This is a genomic window from Halopseudomonas oceani (assembly GCF_963677335.1).
In the GTDB taxonomy this organism is placed as follows: domain Bacteria; phylum Pseudomonadota; class Gammaproteobacteria; order Pseudomonadales; family Pseudomonadaceae; genus Halopseudomonas; species Halopseudomonas oceani.
Window position 1 is genome coordinate 1163526 of the sequence record NZ_OY781932.1, and the last position, 21505, is coordinate 1185030.

Annotated in this window: 21 protein-coding genes and 2 tRNA genes; 17 read left to right on the forward strand and 6 right to left on the reverse strand. The window is 59.6% G+C overall.

Annotated features, from left to right (window positions below; all coding sequences use genetic code 11):
- Positions 1-15 precede the first annotated feature (15 nt).
- The 9 genes from ACKPCU_RS05440 to pnp all read left to right on the forward strand — a co-directional run bounded on the left by ACKPCU_RS05440 (position 16) and on the right by pnp (position 9078).
- Positions 16-100, forward strand: a tRNA-Leu gene (locus ACKPCU_RS05440).
- A gap of 107 nt (positions 101-207) precedes the next feature.
- Positions 208-284 (forward strand) — tRNA-Met (locus ACKPCU_RS05445).
- Between the two features lie 168 nt (positions 285-452).
- Positions 453-908 (forward strand): ribosome maturation factor RimP, encoded by a 456-nt coding sequence (rimP, locus tag ACKPCU_RS05450; RefSeq protein WP_321350500.1) that lies wholly within the window; start codon positions 453-455, stop codon positions 906-908.
- Positions 909-959: 51 nt separating this feature from the next.
- Positions 960-2441 (forward strand): transcription termination factor NusA, encoded by a 1482-nt coding sequence (gene nusA / locus ACKPCU_RS05455; RefSeq protein WP_321350502.1) that lies wholly within the window; start codon positions 960-962, stop codon positions 2439-2441.
- 63 nt (positions 2442-2504) lie between these two features.
- Positions 2505-5015: a translation initiation factor IF-2 gene (infB, locus tag ACKPCU_RS05460; protein ID WP_104739309.1), complete on the forward strand. Its 2511-nt coding sequence runs from the start codon at positions 2505-2507 to the stop codon at positions 5013-5015.
- A gap of 94 nt (positions 5016-5109) precedes the next feature.
- A complete protein-coding gene (rbfA, locus tag ACKPCU_RS05465; protein ID WP_104739310.1) occupies positions 5110-5496 on the forward strand; it encodes a 30S ribosome-binding factor RbfA in 387 nt (128 codons plus the stop codon).
- A 3-nt stretch (positions 5497-5499) separates the two neighbouring features.
- Positions 5500-6420, forward strand: coding sequence for a tRNA pseudouridine(55) synthase TruB (gene truB / locus ACKPCU_RS05470; protein WP_321350505.1), 921 nt, complete (start codon positions 5500-5502; stop codon positions 6418-6420).
- Positions 6421-6611: 191 nt separating this feature from the next.
- On the forward strand, positions 6612-6881 hold the full coding sequence (gene rpsO / locus ACKPCU_RS05475; protein WP_088276391.1) for a 30S ribosomal protein S15: 270 nt from the start codon (positions 6612-6614) through the stop codon (positions 6879-6881).
- Between the two features lie 88 nt (positions 6882-6969).
- A complete protein-coding gene (gene pnp / locus ACKPCU_RS05480; RefSeq protein WP_321350510.1) occupies positions 6970-9078 on the forward strand; it encodes a polyribonucleotide nucleotidyltransferase in 2109 nt (702 codons plus the stop codon).
- Between the two features lie 74 nt (positions 9079-9152).
- On the opposite strand, the gene ACKPCU_RS05485 is transcribed toward pnp, so the two are convergent.
- A complete protein-coding gene (locus ACKPCU_RS05485; RefSeq protein WP_321350512.1) occupies positions 9153-10127 on the reverse strand; it encodes an HAD family hydrolase in 975 nt (324 codons plus the stop codon).
- Between the two features lie 144 nt (positions 10128-10271).
- Between ACKPCU_RS05485 and ACKPCU_RS05490 the strand changes: the two genes are divergently transcribed.
- A complete protein-coding gene (locus tag ACKPCU_RS05490; protein WP_321350514.1) occupies positions 10272-11972 on the forward strand; it encodes an NHL repeat-containing protein in 1701 nt (566 codons plus the stop codon).
- 40 nt (positions 11973-12012) lie between these two features.
- Positions 12013-12651, forward strand: coding sequence for a 2-hydroxychromene-2-carboxylate isomerase (locus ACKPCU_RS05495; protein ID WP_321350516.1), 639 nt, complete (start codon positions 12013-12015; stop codon positions 12649-12651).
- Positions 12652-12692: 41 nt separating this feature from the next.
- Here ACKPCU_RS05495 and ACKPCU_RS05500 read toward each other — a convergent pair whose 3' ends face one another.
- Positions 12693-12887, reverse strand: a complete 195-nt coding sequence (locus ACKPCU_RS05500) for a hypothetical protein (RefSeq protein ID WP_104739316.1) — start codon at positions 12885-12887, stop codon at positions 12693-12695.
- A gap of 390 nt (positions 12888-13277) precedes the next feature.
- On the opposite strand from ACKPCU_RS05500, the gene ACKPCU_RS05505 reads away from it, so the two are divergent.
- Positions 13278-14186 carry a LysR family transcriptional regulator gene (locus ACKPCU_RS05505; RefSeq protein WP_211287177.1) on the forward strand — a complete coding sequence of 303 codons (909 nt, stop codon included), beginning with the start codon at positions 13278-13280 and terminating at the stop codon, positions 14184-14186.
- The gene (locus ACKPCU_RS05510; RefSeq protein ID WP_321350519.1) at positions 14186-14788 is read left to right on the forward strand and encodes a GNAT family N-acetyltransferase; all 603 of its coding nucleotides are present in this window, start codon (positions 14186-14188) and stop codon (positions 14786-14788) included. The genes ACKPCU_RS05505 and ACKPCU_RS05510 overlap by 1 nt, the downstream gene beginning before the upstream one ends.
- On the opposite strand, the gene ACKPCU_RS05515 is transcribed toward ACKPCU_RS05510, so the two are convergent.
- A complete protein-coding gene (locus ACKPCU_RS05515; protein WP_321350520.1) occupies positions 14773-15528 on the reverse strand; it encodes a siderophore-interacting protein in 756 nt (251 codons plus the stop codon). The two genes, ACKPCU_RS05510 and ACKPCU_RS05515, sit on opposite strands and share 16 nt — an antisense overlap.
- Positions 15529-15542: 14 nt before the next feature.
- Complete coding sequence (locus ACKPCU_RS05520; RefSeq protein ID WP_321350523.1) at positions 15543-15986, reverse strand: MarR family winged helix-turn-helix transcriptional regulator; 444 nt, start codon at positions 15984-15986, stop codon at positions 15543-15545.
- 127 nt (positions 15987-16113) lie between these two features.
- Here ACKPCU_RS05520 and thpR point away from each other — a divergent pair, with 127 nt between their 5' ends.
- Together thpR and ACKPCU_RS05530 are read left to right on the forward strand one after the other, a co-directional pair.
- Entirely contained in the window at positions 16114-16647 is a 534-nt protein-coding gene (gene thpR / locus ACKPCU_RS05525) for an RNA 2',3'-cyclic phosphodiesterase (RefSeq protein ID WP_321350525.1), read from the forward strand.
- Positions 16647-17024: a cupin domain-containing protein gene (locus ACKPCU_RS05530; RefSeq protein ID WP_321350528.1), complete on the forward strand. Its 378-nt coding sequence runs from the start codon at positions 16647-16649 to the stop codon at positions 17022-17024. Before thpR ends, ACKPCU_RS05530 begins: the two co-directional genes overlap by 1 nt.
- Here the strand turns inward: ACKPCU_RS05530 and ACKPCU_RS05535 are convergent.
- Together ACKPCU_RS05535 and ACKPCU_RS05540 are read right to left on the reverse strand one after the other, a co-directional pair.
- Positions 16994-17713, reverse strand: coding sequence for a pseudouridine synthase (locus tag ACKPCU_RS05535; RefSeq protein WP_321350530.1), 720 nt, complete (start codon positions 17711-17713; stop codon positions 16994-16996). The two genes, ACKPCU_RS05530 and ACKPCU_RS05535, sit on opposite strands and share 31 nt — an antisense overlap.
- 26 nt (positions 17714-17739) lie before the next feature.
- The gene (locus ACKPCU_RS05540; protein WP_321350532.1) at positions 17740-18672 is read right to left on the reverse strand and encodes a sterol desaturase family protein; all 933 of its coding nucleotides are present in this window, start codon (positions 18670-18672) and stop codon (positions 17740-17742) included.
- Positions 18673-18776: 104 nt separating this feature from the next.
- On the opposite strand from ACKPCU_RS05540, the gene ACKPCU_RS05545 reads away from it, so the two are divergent.
- Together ACKPCU_RS05545 and ACKPCU_RS05550 are read left to right on the forward strand one after the other, a co-directional pair.
- A complete protein-coding gene (locus tag ACKPCU_RS05545) occupies positions 18777-19778 on the forward strand; it encodes a helix-turn-helix domain-containing protein (RefSeq protein WP_321350534.1) in 1002 nt (333 codons plus the stop codon).
- Between the two features lie 134 nt (positions 19779-19912).
- Positions 19913-21499, forward strand: coding sequence for a sensor histidine kinase (locus ACKPCU_RS05550; protein WP_321350536.1), 1587 nt, complete (start codon positions 19913-19915; stop codon positions 21497-21499).
- Positions 21500-21505: the final 6 nt, after the last annotated feature.

A 21505-nucleotide genomic window follows, 5' to 3' on the forward strand; every position in this document is an offset into this window, starting at 1 on the left:
GGCAGTAAAAGTTTTGCGGAAGTGGTGGAATTGGTAGACACGCTATCTTGAGGGGGTAGTGCCTTAGGGTGTATGGGTTCGAGTCCCATCTTCCGCACCATCTACAGGGGTCTGAATGCTCAGGCCCCTGTTTCTTTTTCAGGGGTGAATGGGTGTGCCGGTTGTCTTGTTGGCTCGGCAGACGTATAATTCACGCCCTAGATTCGACGCGGGGTGGAGCAGTCTGGTAGCTCGTCGGGCTCATAACCCGAAGGTCGTAGGTTCAAATCCTGCCCCCGCAACCAGTATCAAAGGCCCCTTTTAAGGGGCTTTTTGTTAGGTTTCTATCGCAGTTTTATTTTTGTGCAGGCTGCGATGTTAACGGTCTCTGGGCTTCGCCTGCGCGAAGCGGCCAGACTCACGATGGGCTTAAGGCCCATTTTTTATTCATGCGGCAAATATAGGCGGTGAGCGTGTCCGGCAAAGTGACTGAGTTGGAGACCCTGCTGGTCCCGGTCGTCGAGGCATTGGGGTATACCTGCTGGGGTATTGAATATCTGTCCCAGGGGAAGCACACCCTGCTGCGCGTATATATCGACCATCCGGACGGCGTTAGCGTGGACGCTTGTGCCGCCGTCAGCCGCCAGGCCAGCGCTGTGCTGGATGTCGAGGACCCGATTTCCGGTGACTATACCCTGGAGGTTTCTTCTCCGGGCATGGATCGCCCGCTGTTTACCCTGCAGCAATATGCAGACTGCGCCGGTGAGCAAGCAAAGATCAGGCTGCGTACTCCCTATGAGGGCCGCCGCAATTTTCAGGGTGTGATTCGCGGAGTGGAGGGTGATGAAGTCATCCTGCAAGTGGACGAGCACGAATACCTACTGCCCATCGATTCGATCGATAAGGGCAACATCATTCCGCGGTATTGAACAAATTTCGGGCTGCATAAGCCCAATGGACGGCGTTAGGCGAGGCATACGATGAGCAAAGAAGTGTTGCTGGTTGTGGAATCCGTTTCCAACGAAAAGGGTGTTCCACCCGGGGTAATCTTTGAAGCGCTTGAGCTGGCACTGGCAACGGCGACCAAGAAGCGTTACGAAGACGAAGTGGATGTGCGCGTGTCGATCAACCGTCATACCGGCGACTACGACACTTATCGCCGTTGGGCGGTCGTGGCAGACGAAAACTTCGACGATCCGGCTATTCAACTGACGCTGGACCAGGCGCAGGAACGTGATGCGGATCTGAAGATCGGCGACGAAGTCGAAGAGAAAATCGAGTCGGTCGAGTTCGGCCGTATTGCCGCGCAGATCGCTAAACAGGTTATTGTCCAGAAGGTCCGTGAAGCAGAGCGCGCGCAGGTCGTTGACGCCTACCGCGACCGTCTGGGCGAGATCATCAGCGGCACTGTCAAGAAAGTGACCCGCGACAACGTTATCGTTGATCTGGGTAACAACGCTGAGGCCGTGCTGCCGCGCGAAGAAATGATCCCGCGTGAAACCTTCCGCACCGGCACCCGTATCCGTGCCCTGCTCAAGGACATCCGCATCGAGAATCGCGGCCCGCAGCTCGTATTGTCCCGCGCCTGCCCGGAAATGATCATCGAACTGTTCCGCATCGAGGTGCCGGAAATCGCCGAAGAGTTGATCGAAGTTATGGGGGCTGCCCGTGATCCGGGGTCGCGCGCCAAGATCGCCGTCCGTTCCAAGGACAAGCGCATTGATCCGCAAGGTGCCTGTATCGGTATGCGCGGTTCACGAGTCCAGGCGGTGTCTGGCGAGCTCGGTGGCGAGCGCGTTGATATCGTTCTGTGGGACGACAATCTGGCCCAGTTCGTCATCAACGCGATGGCGCCGGCAGAGGTAGCGTCCATTATTCTGGACGAAGATACCCAGACCATTGATCTGGCGGTTGCAGAAGACAACCTGGCCCAGGCCATTGGTCGTAATGGTCAAAACGTTCGTCTGGCCAGTCAGCTGACCGGCTGGACCCTGAACGTAATGACCGAAGATGACATCCGTGCCAAGCAGGAAGCCGAGACTGGCGACGTGCTGCGTAACTTCGTTGACGAGCTGGATGTCGATGAAGAAGTGGCACAGATGCTGGTTGAGGAAGGTTTCACCACGCTGGAAGAAGTGGCCTATGTGCCGATGGAAGAGCTGCTCGAAATTGACGGTTTCGATGAAGATATCGTTAATGAGCTTCGGGCACGCGCCAAGGACCGTCTGCTGACCAAGGCGATCGCCAACGAGGAGAAGCTTGAAGAAGCGCAGCCGGCTGACGACCTGCTGAATATGGATGGTATGGACCGCGCGCTGGCTTTCCAGCTGGCGGCTAATGGCATCCTGACGATGGAAGATCTGGCCGAGCAGTCCGTTGACGACCTGCTCGACATCGACAGTATCGATGAAGAGCGTGCTGCGGCTTTGATCATGGCAGCCCGCGCCCCCTGGTTTGAATAACCGGTCGGAATCGACGAGATCCCCCCTGCGGTGACGCACGGACCCGACTGAGGAGAGAAGTGAATGGCGGAAGTGACGGTCAAACAATTGGCTGATGAGGTAGGTACTCCGGTAGAGCGCCTGCTGCAACAGATGCAAGAAGCGGGACTCTCGCAGACTGGCCCTGCCCAGGCGGTCAGCGATGATGAGAAACAAACCCTGCTGGCGTTCCTGAAAAGCGCCCATGGTGATTCCGGCTCCGAGCCGCGCAAGATTACCCTCAAGCGCAAAACGGTTAGCACCCTGAAGGTAGCCGGCAGCAAGACAGTTAACGTCGAAGTGCGTAAGAAGCGCACTTACGTCAAACGTGAGCCGGCTGATCTGGAAGCCGAGCGCCAGCGCGAGCTGGAGCAGCTGCGTGCCGCTGAAGAGGCCCGTCAGCAAGCAGCCGAGGCTGAGGCCAAGCGCCAGGCTGAGGAAGCTGCGCGTCTTGAAGCCGAGGCAGAGGCCAAGCGTCAGGCAGAAGCGGCTGCGGCCGCTACCGTCGCGCAACCGGCCGTGGCTGCGGTAGAGGCGGCTCCGGCCCCGCAACCGACTGAGGCTGCACAGGCTGCTGCTGAGCACCACAAGAAGAAAGAAGAAAGCCGCCGTAAGGCGCGCGAAGAGGAAGAAGAGCGCGGTCGCAAGCGTGCGGGCGGTCATGGTGGAAAAGACAAGGCGCGTCACGCTCCGCGCATTTCGGTTGATGAAGAAGCCGAAACCCGTCGTCGTGGTGGCGGTGGCAAGCTGAAAGCTGGCAAGAAGCGCAATCAGCATGGCTTTGAAAAACCCACCGGTCCGGTTGTTCGTGAAGTTGTAATTGGTGAGACCATCACTGTTGCCGAACTGGCGCAGAAGATGTCGGTCAAGGCGGCCGAAGTCATCAAGTACATGTTCAAGAACGGCACCATGGTGACCATCAACCAGGTGCTGGATCAGGACACCGCCTCCATCGTCGCCGAAGACATGGGCCACAAGGTCAAGCAGGTTCGCGAGAGCGATCTGGAAGACAAGCTGGTTGAGTCCATGGTTCACGAAGGTGAAGAAGTCAGCCGCGCCCCGGTTGTTACCGTCATGGGCCACGTTGACCACGGTAAGACCTCGCTGCTCGACTATATCCGTCGCGCCAAGGTTGCGTCTGGCGAAGCTGGCGGCATTACCCAGCACATCGGCGCCTACCACGTCGAAACCGATCGCGGCATGGTTACCTTCCTGGATACTCCCGGTCACGCGGCGTTTACCGCTATGCGTGCCCGCGGTGCCAAGGCGACCGACATCGTGATTCTGGTTGTGGCAGCTGACGACGGCGTGATGCCACAGACCGAGGAAGCGATTCAGCACGCCAAGGCTGCTGGTGTTCCGGTCGTTGTTGCGATCAACAAGATGGACAAGGAAGACGCTGACCCGGATCGCATCAAGAACGACCTGGCCGCCCGCGAGGTTATTCCGGAGGAGTGGGGTGGCGACACCATGTTCGTTCCGGTGTCCGCCAAGGCCGGTACCGGTATCGAAGAGCTGCTTGAAGCGGTTCTGCTGCAAGCCGAAGTACTTGAGCTGAAGGCTCAGCCATCCGCTCCAGGCCGTGGTGTAGTAGTCGAATCCCGCCTCGACAAGGGCCGTGGCCCGGTTGCGACCGTGTTGGTTCAGAACGGCACTCTGCGTCAGGGTGACGTGGTACTGGCTGGCGTCAACTATGGCCGCGTGCGGGCAATGCTCGACGAGAACGGTCAGCCGATCAAGGAAGCCGGTCCGTCTATTCCGGTCGAGATCCTCGGTCTTGATGGTACGCCGGATGCCGGTGACGAACTCAACGTCGTTGTCGACGAGAAAAAGGCCCGCGAAGTCGCTCTGTTCCGTCAGGGCAAGTTCCGCGAGATCAAACTGGCACGTCAGCACTCGGCCAAGCTGGAAAACATGTTCGAAAGCATGGGCCAGGACGAGAAGAAGACCCTCAACGTCGTGCTCAAGGCGGACGTTCGTGGCTCGCTGGAAGCCTTGCAGGGGTCGCTGGTCGACCTGGGCAACGACGAAGTGCAGGTCAAGATCGTTTCCGGCGGCGTTGGTGGTATCACCGAGACCGACGCGAACCTTGCGTTGGCTTCCAACGCGGTGATCTTCGGCTTTAACGTTCGTGCTGATGCGGCTGCTCGCAAGATTATCGAGACCGAAGGTCTGGACCTGCGCTACTACAGCGTCATCTACGAAATCATCGACGACGTCAAAAAGGCGCTGTCCGGTATGCTCGGCAGCGATGTGCGCGAGCAGATTCTGGGTGTCGCTGAAGTGCGTGATGTGTTCCGTTCGCCGAAGTTTGGCGCGGTGGCCGGCTGTATGGTTATCGAAGGCACCGTGCACCGCAATCGTCCGATTCGCGTTCTGCGCGAAGACGTTGTTATCTACGAAGGTGAGCTGGAGTCCCTGCGTCGCTTCAAGGATGACGTTGCCGAAGTACGTAACGGCATGGAGTGCGGTATCGGCGTCAAGAACTACAACGACGTTCGTCCCGGTGACCGTATCGAGGTCTTCGAGCGTGTTCAGGTACAGCGCAGTCTGTAACAGCACAGCGGCGGGCTTCCGGCTCGCCGCCTGACATTCGCGACAAACTCCGGTCTGCCTGGCAGCCCGGAGTTTGTCGCTTGAGATGGTTAATATGGCAAGAGAATACAGTCGTACCCAGCGTGTGGCGGATCAGATGCAGCGTGAGTTGGCGCAACTGATTCAGCGCGAGGTGCGTGATCCCCGTCTAGGTATGGTCACCGTGACCGCAGTTGAGGTCAGTCGTGACATGTCCCACGCCAAGGTGTTCGTCACCCTGATGAACCGCGACAGCGCCGAGGAAATCGCCCTGAACCTTGAGATCCTCAAGGACGCCGCTGGCTATCTGCGCATGCTGCTTGGGCGCGCGATGAAGCTGCGCACCATTCCTAGCCTGCATTTCCAGTATGACGAGAGCATTCGCCGTGGCGTGCACCTGTCTTCGCTGATCGAGCGTGCGGTTGCCGAGGATCGTCAGCACGACGAGAGCGACAAGGAGTAAGGCGTGGCGGGAGCGAAGAGCAAGCGTCGTTCCATCGACGGCATCCTGATTTTCGACAAGCCGCTGGGCATGAGCTCAAACGCGGCCCTGCAGAAGGTGCGCTGGCTGTTCAACGCCAACAAGGGTGGCCATACCGGCAGCCTTGATCCGTTGGCTACTGGCGTGCTGCCTCTGTGCCTGGGTGAGGCAACCAAATTTTCCCAGTATCTGCTGGACGCTGACAAGGCGTATGTCACCGAGGCGCGTTTGGGCATGACCACTGCTACCGGTGACGCTGAAGGTGACGTGCTGGAGATGAAGCCGGTCAATGTTGCACTGGCTGATGTTGAAGCCCTGCTGCCGCGCTTTACTGGTGAGATTGACCAGGTGCCGCCAATGTACTCGGCGCTCAAGCATGAAGGTCAGCCGCTGTACAAACTGGCCCGCGCCGGTGAAACCATTGAGCGTAAGGCCCGCACCATTACCATCAGCGAGCTGAAGGTACTTGGTCTGGAAGGGGACCGTCTGCAGCTGGAAGTACACTGCAGCAAGGGGACCTACATTCGCAGTCTGGTTGAAGACATTGGCGCGGCGCTCGGTTGCGGCGCGCATGTCGCGGCGCTGCGTCGGATCAAGGCAGGGCCATTTGACCTGACCCAGTCGGTCACGCTCGAAGCGCTTGAGGCACTGCATGCCGAGGGCGGCCCGGAGGCGCTGGATCATCTGCTGCTGCCGATGGACAGCGGTCTAGAAGACTGGCCGATTTTGGATCTCACCGAGCAGACGGCCTACTACCTGAACCACGGTCAGGCGGTACGCGTGCCCGGCAGTCCGGCGTTTGGGAAAGTACGGCTGCGCGATGCCAGTGGCCGTTTCCTCGGCATCGGCGAAATGACTGACGATGCGCGTGTAGCGCCCAAGCGCTTACTGCGCTTCGAGCCCTGAGACCCTGCGGTCTGCGCGGGCAAGTAGTCGCATAGAATTGGGCTGAATCCCCGGGCATTCGGGAGTATGATTCGGCATGGAGTTGACCCGATAGCGGGTCGCCACGAGGGTGGCTGTCAACAGGCATGGTCATTCCTCGATTTAAAACACGGGACACTGGTCCCGGCCTGTTACCTCAGAGGAAATTTGAGATGTCACTGAGTGTTGAAGAAAAAGCTGCAATCGTTGCCGAGTACAAGCGTGCTGAAGGTGATACCGGTTCTCCCGAAGTCCAAGTCGCTCTGTTGACTGCAAACATCAACAAGCTGCAAGGCCACTTCAAGGAAAACAAAAAGGATCACCACTCGCGCCGTGGTCTGATTCGCATGGTTAACCAGCGTCGCAAGCTGCTGGACTACCTGAAGTCGAAAGACCTGTCTCGTTACAGCGCTCTGATCAGCAGTCTGGGTCTGCGTCGCTAAGACCAGCCCCGTTTGGACATGGCCGGGTCCGATCCCCGGCCATGCCCAGAGTTTCCCCCAAAGGCAAAAAGAAGAGAGAGAAGACACCGTGAAACCGGTAATCAAGCAATTCAAGTTAGGCAATAGCACAGTCACCATGGAAACAGGCCGCGTTGCTCGCCAGGCTTCCGGTGCCGTTCTGGTCAGTATCGATAACGCCGTCAGCGTTCTGGTCACCGTTGTGGCCGCCAAGCAGCCCGAAGCGGGCCGCGACTTCTTCCCTTTGTCTGTTCATTACATCGAAAAGACTTATGCCGCCGGCCGTATCCCCGGCGGTTTCTTCAAGCGTGAAGGCCGTCCTTCCGAGAAGGAAACCCTGACCTCCCGCCTGATCGACCGTCCGATCCGTCCGCTGTTCGCCGAAGGCTTCATGAACGAAGTGCAGGTTGTCTGCACCGTCGTTTCTACCGACAAAACGACCGATCCGGACATCGCTGCGATGATCGGTACCTCCGCCGCTCTGGCGATTTCCGGCGTTCCGTTCAGTGGCCCGATTGGCGCTGCCCGTGTTGCGTTTGACGATCAGCGCGGCTACGTGCTGAACCCGACTTACGAAGAGCTGGCAACCTCGCGTCTGGACATGGTCGTCGCCGGTACCGAAGAAGCGGTACTGATGGTTGAATCCGAAGCGCAAGAGCTGACTGAAGACCAGATGCTGGGCGCGGTACTGTTCGCCCACATGGAATTCCAGGGCGCCATTGCCGCTATCAAAGAGTTCGCAGCTGAAGCTGGCAAGCCGGCTTGGGACTGGCAGGCTCCGGCAGAAAACACTGCGCTGGTTAACGCCATCAAGGGTCAATTCGGTGCCGGTATTGCCGACGCCTACACCATCGTCAACAAGCAGGAGCGCTACACTCGTCTCGGTGAGCTGCGTGACCAGGCTATTGCTGCACTGGCTGGTGAAGAGGAAGGCAAGTTCGCTGCCGGTGAAATCAAGGACGTATTCGGCGAGATCGAGTACCGCACTGTTCGCGAGAGCATCGTTAACGGCAACCCGCGTATCGACGGCCGCGACACCAAAACTGTTCGTCCGCTGAACATCGAGGTTGGCGTTCTGGATCGTACTCACGGTTCCGCGCTGTTCACCCGTGGTGAAACTCAGGCCCTGGTTGTGACCACCCTGGGTACTGCCCGTGACTCCCAGCTGCTCGACATGCTGGAAGGCGAGCGCAAAGAGCCCTTCATGTTCCACTACAACTTCCCTCCCTACTCGGTAGGTGAGTGCGGTCGTATGGGCGGCACTGGCCGTCGTGAAATCGGTCACGGTCGCCTGGCCCGTCGTGGCGTTCAGGCGGTCATGCCTGACATGGAGCAGTTCCCGTACTCCATCCGTGTGGTTTCCGAGATCACCGAGTCCAACGGTTCCAGCTCCATGGCCTCTGTTTGTGGTGCCTCTCTGGCACTGATGGACGCTGGCGTACCGCTGAAAGCGCCGGTTGCCGGTATTGCCATGGGGCTGGTCAAGGAAGGCGAAAAGTTCGCTGTTCTGACCGACATCCTGGGTGACGAAGACCACCTGGGCGACATGGACTTCAAGGTTGCCGGTACCGAGAAGGGTGTTACTGCGCTGCAGATGGACATCAAGATCAACGGTATCACCGAAGAGATCATGGAAATCGCGCTGCAGCAGGCGCACGAAGCCCGCCTGCACATCCTCAAGCAGATGAACGACGTGCTGCCCGAGTCGCGCAAGGAAATCTCTTCCAACGCACCGACCATGCTCAGCATGAAGATCGACCCCGAGAAGATCCGCGACGTGATCGGCAAGGGCGGCGCAACTATTCGTGGCATCTGCGACGAGACCGGCGCCTCCATTGACATCACCGACGACGGCATGGTCAAGATCTTCGCCGCCAGCAAGGACGCCGCCAACGCTGCCAAGGCGCGTGTTGACGCCATCACTGCCGAGGCCGAGATCGGCAAGATCTACACCGGTAAGGTTGAGCGTATTGTCGACTTCGGTGCCTTCGTCAACATCCTGCCGGGTAAGGACGGGCTGGTTCACATTTCCCAGATCGCCAATGAGCGCATCGAGAAAGTGACCGACGTACTGCAGGAAGGTCAGGAAGTGAAGGTGCTGGTACTGGACGTGGACAACCGCGGCCGTATCAAGCTGTCCATGAAGGACGTTGAAGCTGCCGAGACCAGCGGGGTCTGATCGACCTTCGTTGCTCGCTGCAATAAAAAACCCGGCTTGCGCCGGGTTTTTTTATGGTCGCGCTTCGGGGCTGCTCAATCCGGAAATACCTGCTTCCAGTCCTGCTTCATGTCGACCACGATCCAGCCGCGTTGCGGAGCCTGGTCCAGTGCTTCGCTCAGCTTGCCAATGCTCGAGTCGCGATCGTACGCCCACTCGCGCTCGGCGTCGGTGTGGTGGACGATCACGCCAAGACGCGGGCCGCTACCTGCGGTGGTCCACTGCAGCATCTGCAGGTCGCCATCGGAGTTGCCGAAGGCAGCAATCGGGCGACGGCCGATATGCTGGCTGATTCCAATCGGTTTGCCCTCCTTGTCGTCGTTGAATTCCAGCGTGCCGTCGTGCACCACGCGGGCGACGCCGTCGACCAGTTCAAAGCGCTTGGCTACGCGGCTGCCGATGACGCGCTCTGGCGCAATGCCGTACACAGACTCGGTCCAGGGGCGCATGAAGTCGATACCGCCGCCGGAAACAATAAAGTTCTTGAAGCCGTTGTTCTGCAGATAGCTCAACAGTTCCAGCATCGGCTGGTAGACCATCTGGTTGTACGGCTTACCGGTGGCCGGATGATGTGCGTTCAGCATCCAGTCACGTACGACCTGATCGAAGGTGTCGGTATCGAGTCCGGCCTGGCTGGCCCTGACCAGTTTAACGGCGGCGTCGTGGCTGGACCCGAAAGCGCCGGCGATGTCGCCTTTGAGCATGGACGCAAAGGGCTCTTCGGTTTGCCAGTCCGGGTGTTCGGGCGCGAGCGCGCGAATGCGGTCTGCGACAAAAAACAACTGACTATAGAGCGGTTGCTCTGCCCACAGGGTGCCGTCGTTGTCGAATACCGCGATACGCTCACTTGCCGGGATGTGATGGGCTGAGTCGGGATCGGTTACGTCGCTGACGAAGGCGATAATCTGCTGACGTGCCGCAGTGTCTTGCCAGGAAGGCAGCGGCTGGCTGTCATTGGCCAGACAAGTGGTGCTGACCAGCAGGGCGAGTAGCGCAATGATTCTGTTCACTGATTGTTCTCCTGGATAGGGGCCGGTCTTGGTGCCAGCACCGGCCACTCTAGCCGAGCCTTCGCCTGCGGCAAAGCCCGAGGTTTGCGTTCGCATTCGGCTTGAGGGATGCTGGCGGCTGAGCGCGTGAAACCGAGATGCTAAATGGACAGGAAGTCATGGATTGCCGCAAGCGTGGTTGTGCTGTGCACAGCGTTGTGTCTGCTGGGCTACCTCTGGGCGAATCAGCTCAGACTGGACGTGCCCGGTTACGGTTCTCTGCGGCCGCAGGGCGAAATGATGACGGTCCGCTTCGGTCGGCAGTTGATCTGGTTGGACGCTGCAGGGCGAGAGCAGCGGCACCTTGATCTGGCTGATGCCGGCCTGGTCCCGACAGGCGATCACGCCTTTTTTGCCAATGGTGATCTGCTGCTTTATCACCGCCCCGAGCGCGCCCGGTTGAGCTATTGGTTGGCCCGCTACCTGCGGTTGCGGAAACAGAGTGAACGTGCACCGAGGGTAGGAGAAGGGTTCTATCGCTGTGAGTTGCCGGCCCTAGCATGTGAACCCTTTGGTCGCGGGTTGCCCGCACTGGATAGTGCCTTTCACCTGGCGCTGGCAGCTGACGATACGCTGTTTGTCGCCGATACCCCCGGGTTTTACATCTACCGTCTTGCCGCTGGTGCCGACCAGCCTGAGCGCATTGGCGATGGGATGTTGCGCTTTCCCAATCAGATTCGCCTGAGCGAAGAGGGTCTATGGGTTGCCGATACCAATAACCGGCGGCTGCTGTTGCTGGAAAGTGATGGCAGGGCCTTCGGTCAGGTCATTCGGGAGGTCAGTCTGCGCCCCCAGGGAGCGTTACGGTGGCCGCATCAGTTTGCCGCTGAGGGTGATGGTTGGTTGGTCAATCTGGCGGATGATCGCATGCGCGATGGCCGGATTTATCGTTTCAGCGCTGCAGGTGAGGTAGTAGACAGCGTCGCTGCTGATCTGCTGGTTGACCCGCTGGTGTTCGAGCTTTGGAACGATCTGCTATGGGTTGTTGATGCACAGAGCCAACACCTGTCCCGCATGGATGTGCATGGGGCGCTGCTAGCCGAAACGGGCAGCGCCAGCCTGACGTCGCTGGAGCTGCAGGCACAGCATCAACGTACTCGTTACCTATGGCTTGGCCGGTTGTTTCTCGCGGGTATGGTTTTGTCGCTGTTCGCCGGGTTTGCCGCCGCCTGGCTGCTCGAACGCGAGCAGACGCGTGCGCAGTTTGCTGGTTGGTCCGGGCGCGCGCTCGCGCCGCTGGTGGCAGCTGAACCGGCACCGATACCGAGTGGCCAGGTTCACTGGTTGGAGAACAGGCTCAAACGTCGCCTGCGATGGCAGGTGCCGCTGATACTGCTGGTTGTGGCTGCGCTGGCTTATGCGCTGCTGCGGGTGCTGCTGCTCGACGGTCCCTGGCAGCTGCGCTTTCAAATGCTGGTGCTGGCCCTGTATGCGGTATTGTCATTATGGCTGATGATGCGTGATCTGTTGGCCGCGGCACAGCAACGCGTAGGGGTGTCAGATGAATGGCTGTTCCTTGAGGCGCAAGGGCGGCAATGTCGCGTTGCCCTGGATCAGGTGCACTACAGTCGCAGCCATCTGGTAACGCCTGAGCTGGTGGTATTTCTTGGTCAGCCTGGGCACGCCGTTTTTGATCGCGCGGGGGTGGAGAGTGTGTTGTTTCCGCGGCTGAAAGGAGCTTCCCCCTGCTCCCCCTGGGCGGTCTGGAAAGCTCTTTGGCACACTCGGCATCCTCAGGCTGTGCTGTTGCTGGTACTGGTGCCTGCTACAGTCGGCCTGATGCTATCGCTGCGCCTGCTTGCTTGAGCAGGTCGACCCGCAAAATAACAATAAGCAGGAGTCGCAAATGGAAGCGGTTGATGTGTACTGGTCTTTCAGAAGCCCCTATTCGTACCTGTCCACCCCGGACATGCTTGCGCTGCAACGTGACTACCGTATCAAGGTCAACCTGAGAGTCGTGCTGCCCATCGCGCTGCGCAGCCCGGATATTCTGTTTGCCGAGCATAGCGCCAAGCGTGCGCGTTATATCGTGCTTGACTGGGCGCGTCGCGCTGAGTTTTTGGGCCTGCCTCATGGCTGGCCATCGCCAGACCCGGTGGTACAAGATCGTCAAACCCTGCAGGTGGCCCAGGATCAACCCTACATATACCGGCTCAGTGCGTTGGGCGTTGAGGCGCAGCGACGTGGGCTCGGGTGTGAATTCGCCGCCGAGGTGGCGCGTCTGATCTGGGGTGGTGTTGCAGGCTGGGATCAGGGTTCATTGTTGTCAGATGCGGTGGCGCGGGCCGGTTTGAATCTGGGTGAGCTGGAAGCGGCAATCGCCGAGGGAAGTCAACTCACTGAAATCGAAGCCAATCAGCGAGCGTTGGAGAAGGCTGGCCATTGGGGCGTGCCTACGTTTGTTTTCCGTGATGAGCCGTTCTTTGGCCAGGACCGGGTTGATACGCTGCGTTGGCGCCTGGATCAGGCTGGGTTGGCCGGTTGATCTTCACAGCCTGTCCGCCGACAGGCTGTGCTTTATGCTGTTCAAGCTTGCTGCGGATCGTCGCTGTCCAGGTTGGCTTGGGCCTGGGCGGCAATCAGATCCTGAAAATAGTCGCTGGTGCTCTGGCTGGTAGTGCGATCGCTCGCATTGAGCTGGCGGTGACGGCTGTCGTCTGCCTGGACTGCCGGGCTGGAGGCAAGGAATGAAGCAACGATCAATGCAGAAAGATTTTTCATGATGGCGTCTCCTGATGGTGAGCGTGGCCCTGATTACAACGTATACTCGGGAAATGTTTTGAAACTGTTTCCCTGGCGTTGATCTTTGAGATCCGTGGGATTGACGCTTTCCTTAGTACTCAAGGCCATTGAACTCACTATATGGGAGCGACAAACTGTCGCAGTAGCTAGGATTTTGATGACACAGAGTTTCTAATTTGGAAACAACCATTGGTGTTGGTGTCGATATCCGACTGCTGGGATCCAGTTTTAGGGCCGTTTCGTCTGATTACTCGATGGACTGCTGGAGGTACTGATGCCTATCTGAGCGTCGATGCCTTTTCCGGTAGTGCGTGAATACGTGATTTACTGTTTCTAATTTGGAAGCTATTGGCGGGTGCAATGCAGGATATGAACGATCTGTTGTGCTTTGCCCGCGTCGTCCGGTTTGGCGGTTTTGCTGCCGCTGAGCGTGCGACTGGCGAGCGCAAGTCCAAACTCAGTAAACGCGTTGCCCGACTGGAGACGCACTTTGGAGCCCGGCTGATCGAGCGCTCTACCCGAAGCTTTCGGGTGACCGATCTTGGGCGCGAGCTGTATCGCGAGTGTGAAGTAATACTGCAGCGGCTGGAGGCGACTGAGGCGCTGGCGATGACAGCGCGTGATGAGGTGTCCGGCACGGTTCGAGTAAGCATGTCCTCCGGCATGCTGGAGTACTTGGGACGGGACACGCTGGTCGACTTCATGACCCGCTATCCGGAAGTGCGCTTGCAGGTGCGGTTGTCCAGCCAGCGGGTGGACCTGATCAACGAGCGCATTGATGTCGCTTTCCGGGTTGCAACCCGTTTCGACACTGATCAGTCATTGGCAATGCGTTCGCTTGGGGTGGGCGCACGTATTCTGGCTGCCAGCCCAACGCTATTGCAGCGAATGGGGGGCGCGCCAGCGCAGCTGGAGGATCTCAGCCGCTTCCCAACCTTATCGGTTGGCGAGATGCTGGAACGGGATCGCTGGGAGTTTGCTAATGACGCAGGGGAGACCTGCGATCTTCATCATGCTCCGCATTTCAGTTGTGGTGATCTGCAGCTGATATGCGAGGCGGCGGTCGCCGGGCAGGGCGTGGTGTTGTTGCCTGAACATATTTGCGAGCCAGAGATTCGTGCCGGTCGGCTGGTTCACATTCTGCCCCAATGGCATGCACTGGAAGGCCAGATTCATATGGTTTTCACTACGCCGCGCGGCATGCTGCCGCCGGTGCGGGCGTTTATCGATCACTGTGTTGAAACCCTGGCGCAGCGTGGCGGCCGAGGAGCGCGTTGATGACTGACTGGTTGCAAGCGGTAGCCCTGGAAACCGAGCTGGCGCTGCTGCGTCCGCTGCACGCGGACGATGCGGACGCGTTGGTGTCAGCTGCCAGCGATGGCCGCCTGTGGGAGCTGTGGTACACCCAGGTGCCGGATGCCGATTCGGTAGCGAGCTATGTGGCCGAAGCGCTGCGAGAACAGCAGCTCGGTCGTGCGCTGCCTTTTGTGGTCGTCGAGCGCGCCAGTGGCCAGGTCGTCGGCACGACCCGATATTGTCACGCCGATGCGGCGAATCGACGTCTGGAGATTGGTTACACCTGGTATGCCTCGCGCTGTCAGCGCACTGCCCTTAACACCCAGTGCAAGCTGGCATTGCTGCAACAGGCGTTTGAGGTGTTGGGCTGCGTCGCAGTGGAGTTTCGTACCCATTGGCATAACCATCAGTCGCGCGCGGCAATTGCCCGGCTGGGTGCCAAGCAGGACGGTGTGCTGCGCAACCATCGACTTGAACCGGATGGCGCGCGGCGCGATACCGTGGTGTTCTCGATTCTCGACAGCGAGTGGCCCTCGGTGCGCAAGTCGTTGCTGCACCGGCTGGCGCGTCACGTCGAGCGCTGATCGTCCTGTTCTGCGTCGACGCGCTTTTCCTGCTTGTGCTGGTCTTCGTTGGCGCCGAGCTTCCAGTAACTTGAGATGTACAGGTCGCCGCGGGCGATTTGGCGCTCCTCGCGCAGGAACTGGCGCAGCGCGCGCATACTGGCGAATTCGCACGCGGCCCATACGTTTACACGACCTGCCGGCCAGTCTATCTGGCGCAGACGCTCCACCAGCGCCGCAGGGTTGCTGCCGGGCTTGGGGTTGACCCGCCAGATCAGCTCGATACCGGTTGGCGCGTTCAATGGCTGAATATCCGCCGAATCGATCACCTCCAGTACGGCGACTCCGCAGGCGCTGTCCGGCAGGGATTCCAGATTGACACTGATAGCCGGCAGGGCCGTCATGTCACCGACTACAACAAATCCGTCGGCGTCTTGCAGCAGCGGCTTACGTGGCCCAGGCCCGCCAATCAGAATGGTATCGCCGGGACTGCATTGCTCTGCCCAGCGTGAGGCCGGACCGCCGTCGGCGTGGCGGACAAAGTCGACATCAATTTCGCCCGGTCGTTGGGCGCGCACGGTGTAGGTGCGCATCAGTCTGGAGGAGCCGTCGGTGCCGGGGAACATGAGTTTGATATAGGCGCCGGCCTGATCGTCAGGGAAGGTCAGCATGCCGTCGCCGCCAAGGGTGACGCGCAGCATGTTGCGCGTCACTGGCTGCTTGCGGAGGACTTGCAAGGTCCGTGGTGTGGGTTTGGCCATGGATAATTCTCCAATCAGCTGTCTGGTGGCAGGTTGCCTTCCAGATTTTGGGTCATATGCCAGGCGATACGGATAAAGTGCTCGACCTCTTGTTGGGTCAGGTCACGGGTCATGCGTCCCAGCGTCTGCTCTTCCAATTGCTGAATGCGCTGCATCATTGCCTCGCCTGCTGGCGTTGGGTGCAGCAGTTGGCTGCGCTTGTCTGCCGGGTTGCTTGCTTTGTTGATCAGTCCGGCCTCAAGCAGGTCGTTGAGTACCCGGGTGATCTGTGCCTTGTCCCGGCGCATGCGCTGAGCGATGCGCTGGGCGGTACAGCCTTCCATGTAGCAGACAGCCTTGAGGGCACGAACGTGGGTTCCGGGCAATGGCAGGTCGGCGTCACGGATGGTTTGCACCATGTGGCTGCGATAGGCGTGGGCTACTTGTTGCAGGGCGTGGCTGAGCGATGGTCGTTGCATTTGCTGGGTTTCAATAATGTTGACTGTGTCAACTATGTTGGAGTTGGTTGATATAGTCAATTATTTTCTGTCGTGCTGCCTGGTTGTGTGACGGCTAGACTGGGGCACTCAATTTCCGGAGGGCTGAATGCCGCGTCTTTTTCTTGGCCTGGAAGTGCCTGAATCGCAGTGCCAACAACTGCTGTCACTGAGTGAGCCGATTGCTGGCCTGCGCTGGCAATGTCGGGCGCAGCTGCATTTGACCATGCGCTTTATCGGGCAACTGAGTGAAGTCCAGGCTGCCGAGCTGTCGCTGGCGCTGACGGCCCTGCGGGCTCCATTGTTTGAACTGCAGCTGCGCGGCGTCGGTTATTTCGGCTCGCCCCAGCGCCCTAACATTCTCTGGGCCGGCGTGGTTGCGCCAGCGCCGCTGCAGGCGCTGCGTGAGCAGGTCGACGAGCTGATCGCGCCCTGGTGCGCCGCCGATCCACAGCGCTTTGTACCGCATGTCACGCTGGCACGCTGCGGCCCGGGCTGCGGTCCTTTGCAAGGATTCCTGCAGCGGCACCGGGGACTGATGTCGGCGCCCTGGCGGGTGACAGAGCTTTGCCTGTTTGCCAGTGATCCTGGCCCCGGTGGCTCGCGTTACTCGGTGCTGGCGCGTTATCCATTGGAGGGCTGATGCAGCCATTAATTCGTTGTTACGACCCCGCAGCCGAGTATTACTTCGACGAAGGGTGTTATATCCATGAACTGTCCAATGCGGCGGATGATCCGCTGTTGTCGGTAGCTCGCGCGCGCCTGCCGCTGGGCGGGCAGACTCGTTGGCATCGGTTGCACGGGGTGACCGAACGTTATCTGATCGAGGCGGGTGAGGGGCTGCTCGAGCTGGCAGAGCAGCCGGCGCGGCTGGTGGGTGTCGGTGATGTGGTGATCATTCCGGCTGGCTGCCCGCAGCGTATCCGCTGTGTCGGTGAGCAGGCGCTGGTGTTTTTGGCACTGTGCACACCGCGTTTTGTGCCGGACTGCTATGAGGATCTGGAACCGGCGGCCGGTTGATCGACCGAGGCAATTTCTGCTGCGGTCAGGACCCTGTATTGCCCTGGCCGCAGCGCGGGGTCTAGTTGAATCGCACCCATGCTTTCGCGGTGCAGGGTATCCACCTGATTGCCAACGGCATGAAACATCCGCTTGATCTGGTGATAGCGGCCTTCGTAGATGGTCAGTCGGCATTCGCACGCACCGAGCTGCTCCAGTTGCGCCGGTGAGGTTGTTAGCTGCTCGGTGGTCATGTAGATCCCCGCAGCAAAACGCTCGGCGGTGTCGCTGCTGATAGGCCGCAGTGTCGTGACGCGATAGGTCTTGGGCAGCTTGACCCTAGGCTCGGTCAGCCGCCTCGACCAACTGCCGTCGTTGGTCAGAATCAGCAGCCCGCTGGAGCCGCGGTCCAGGCGGCCACCGATATGCAGCTCCTCGCGCAGCTCTGCAGGAAACAGCTCCAGTACGGTTGGGTGTTGCGGGTCGCGAGTGGCACTCAGGTAACCAACCGGTTTGTGCAGCATGAAGAACAGCGCCGGCCGGTATTGCAGCAGTGTGTTATCCAGATGGATGGCAACGAATTGGTCGACCTCAAAGCGCGGGTCGCAGACGCGCTCATCGGCAACCGTTACCCGGCCGCTGGCAATCAGCAGGCGAGCGGCCTGCCGACTGTGCGGGGTGTTGTTGCTGATAAAACGGTCGAGTTTCATGGTCGCGGAGTATACCGCGTCTGCGGTCACTCGCTGCGGGCAGGGCGTTCCCATTCCGGTGGTCGCCACAGATGTTGGAGGCGCAGGCCAAGTGGCCCCGGTTTGCGCATGTCGCGAGCGATGTCTATGTATTCGTGCAGCCAGTTCACCAAGAGGCTCTTGCTGTGAATCTGTCGGGTGATGCCGTACTCGATTGGCTGATCGGCGCGCTCGCTGGCAAAGGTTCCGAACAGGCGGTCAAACACGATGAAGACGCCGCCAAAGTTGGTGTCGATGTAGCCGGGGTTGCGGGCGTGATGAACACGGTGATGGTTGGGCGTGTTGAACACATACTCGATAGCCGGGTGCAGCTTGCCCACCAGGGTGGTGTGGATGAAAAACTGATACACCAGTGACAGCGCGTAGCAGACGCCGATCCACACCGGGTTGAAGCCCAGCAGCGATAGCGGCACATAGAACAGCCAGCCGCCGTTGAAGATGTTGGTCGCGTTCTGGCGCATGGCGGTGGAGAAGTTCATTCGCTCGCTGGAATGGTGGGTGACATGCGCAGCCCAGAACCAACGCACCCGATGTGAGCTGCGGTGCATCCAGTAGAAGCACAGATCGGTGAGCACCCAGAGTGCCAGAGCGCTGGTGAGCGTCAGTGGAATATCGAACAGCCGATGCTGATACGCCAGCGCGTGGACCGGGAAGGCGATAAGTCCGGCAAACAGCAGCTCGGTGGTCTGGTAGCCCGCACCCAGCATGAAATTGCGCACGGATTCACCTGCATCGACCAGTGCGTGATCATGGCGGATCTTCAGGTATTCCCAGGCGAAAAGGCCGATGAATACGGGAGTGGCCAGGACAAAGATCAGCTGTCGCTCATCCAGCGCCAGCCAAGCAGGCAGGCTATGCCATAGGCTGCTCAGGCCGCTTTCTGCAAGTACCTGGCTGAAGGCGTCGGTCAGGTGTTCCATCGTGCGCTCCTTGTTGTAATGACTCGCATGATGCGGCTCCAGCAGTCTTGCATATTGACCATTTATGCCGCATTTTTGACCAAATACGCCAATCAGGAGAGGGCATGGCAACACCAATGCGGGTTACCGGTGCCTGGGTTCAGCAACTGACCGACTGGCTCGACGTGCACCAGTTGGCGGCACCGGCGTTGCGACTACTGCTCGATAGCCGGCGTCAAGACGAAGCGGTACCGCTGGCATTCTGGCAGTCGCTGCTGGCGCAGGCCGTTGAACTGCCGACGGGGGAACCTGTACCGGCGCTGGAAATTGGTGCCCAGGTGCGTCCGCGTCATGTTGGTGTGCTTGGCTATTTGACTCTGGCCAGCCGAACACTGGGTGAGGCCATGCAGGTCTATCAGCGCTATGAGCAGCTGTTTTATGGTCAGCAACTGGTCCGAGTGCGGCGGCAAGGTGAGCTGGTCGTCATGTACTGGAGCGCCGAGGCGACCACTGGGGCGCTGGCTGATACGGTAGCTATTGCCGCGCTGGTCAGTTTTCTGCGGCGCTTGCTGCCGGACGTGTCGGCAATGGCGCAGGTGAGCTTTGTTTTCGCTGCTCCGGATGAGGCGGCCTGTGCTGCCTATGATGCCTTTTTTGGCTGCCGCGTTCGGTTTGCTGCCGATGCGACCGAGGTTGCGTTGCCGGTTGCCTGGTTGGGGCGACCTTTACCCCACAGCGATCCGGCGGGACGTGAACAGCTGGATCAGCAGGCGCGTGCCCTGATGTTGGCTCAGCCGGCTGCCGATAGCTTTGATCGAGCGTTGCAGCACGCGCTGGTGCGCCGTTTGCCGGAAGGGGAGGTGGCGCTGAAGCAGGTGGCGCTGGACCTGCATTTGTCGGTGCGATCCGTGCAACGACGGCTGGCGCAGCGCCAGCTAAGCTGGCGAGGCCTACTTGAGCGAACCCGGTTGCAGCTGGCTGAGCAGTATCTGGCCGATCCGGCGCTGCAACTGGGCGAAGTGGCGTTGCTGCTGGGCTTTTCCGAGCAAAGTGCCTTCAATCGGGCTTTTCGACGCTGGACGGCGACGACGCCTGCGCGTTTCCGGCGCGACCTGAGGCTGCACTGAGCACAGCTGGACTGTTTCGGTTTACAGTAGGGCCATGCTGATACCGCTGGAAACCGTCCGATGTCGTTTACCGACTCTATTGCATCTGTTTTAACACCGCGCGAGTGGGGGTACGTCCTGCCTGAGGCGGCGCGATGAGATGGCCGTTAGGGGTTACGGTAGGTCAGCCGTTTCGGCGCCTGGCGGCCGGCCTGCTGCTGTTGGCCGTGCTGGGCGCGCTGATTGTCGAAATCATGGCCTGGCAGTTGCGCTCACTGGAACGTGAGGAAATCGAGAACGACCTCATTATCCGCTCATCGGATGTACGCAGCGCACTGGAAACCCGTTTGCGCGATGGTATTTATCTGACACGAGGCCTGGTTTCCTTCCTTAAAAGCCAGCAGGGGCTGCGCCAGCCGGAAGCCCTTGAGCGCTGGATGGCCAGTATGCTCGCCGACGCTACCGACATCCGAAACATTGGTATTGCGCCGAACAATCGAATCGAGCTGATTTACCCACTTGAGGGCAACGAAGCCGCGCTCGGGCTGGACTACCGTGAATCGCCGCAGCAGTGGGCAGCAGTCAAGCATATGATGGAAACCCGGGAACCTATGCTCGCGGGCCCGCTGCAACTGATACAGGGTAGCACTGCCTTGATCTACCGGGCGCCTGTGATCATGGATGGTGAGTACTGGGGACTGGTCAGTACAGTCATGAGTGCCGACAGGGTGCTGGGGATGCTGGATACCGAACAGCGTTGGCAGGATTTGCGTATCCAGCTGCAGCGCGAACAGGTTGGCGGCGAACCGATTGCCATCTGGGGCGGTGAGTTGATAGACGACGATCAGCCCCGGCATATGATGCGAATCCATCTGCCGGGGGTAATCTGGCGACTGGTGGTGCAGAACCGCAAGCCCGTGCGGGAAGCGAGCACCCTGCGCCTTGCGCTCTACGCCGTGCTGGTGTTGGTCCTTTTGCTTATCGCCTATGTGCGCTGCAACGGGATCAGGCAGCAACTCGAGCGCGAGGCGATGTGGGCCGAGAATGAACGGCTGAAAACAGACTTCATCTCTACCATCAATCATGAATTGCGCACGCCGCTGACCAGTATTCTAGGTACCCTTGGGCTGCTCGACGGCGGTGCGACGGGGGTGTTGCCGGACAAGGCACACGGCATGGTCAGTGTGGCGCGGCGCAATGCCGAACACTTGCTGCGACTGATTAATGATCTGCTGGATATCGACAAACTGGCGGCGGGGCAGCTCATGCTCGACATGCAACCCCATCGGCTCGACAGCCTGCTACAGGCGGCTATGGAGGAAAACCACGGTTTTGCCTCCCGCCAGCAGATCAGCTGGGTCTATGACAATCCTCATCCTGAGGCCTGGGTCAGGGTTGATGCCACCCGTTTCCGTCAGGTGCTGGATAATCTGTTGTCCAATGCCGTGAAGTTCTCCCCGGTTGGTGCGACGGTCAGCATCTCCGTTTATGCCGAGGATGGCGGCGGTTCATGGTGTGTGGCTGTTGCTGATCAGGGCGAGGGGATTGCGCCAGAGTTTCAGCCCCGGGTGTTCGAGCGCTTTACGCAAGCGGATGGTTCCAGTCGACGCAAGACCGGCGGTACCGGCCTGGGATTGGCCATTGCCCGTGGCCTGATACAGCAGATGGGCGGCGAGATCGACTTTGTTTCCTCATCGCGGGGTACCTGCTTCACCCTGCATATTCCCAAATTGGTCAACTGAGAGGTG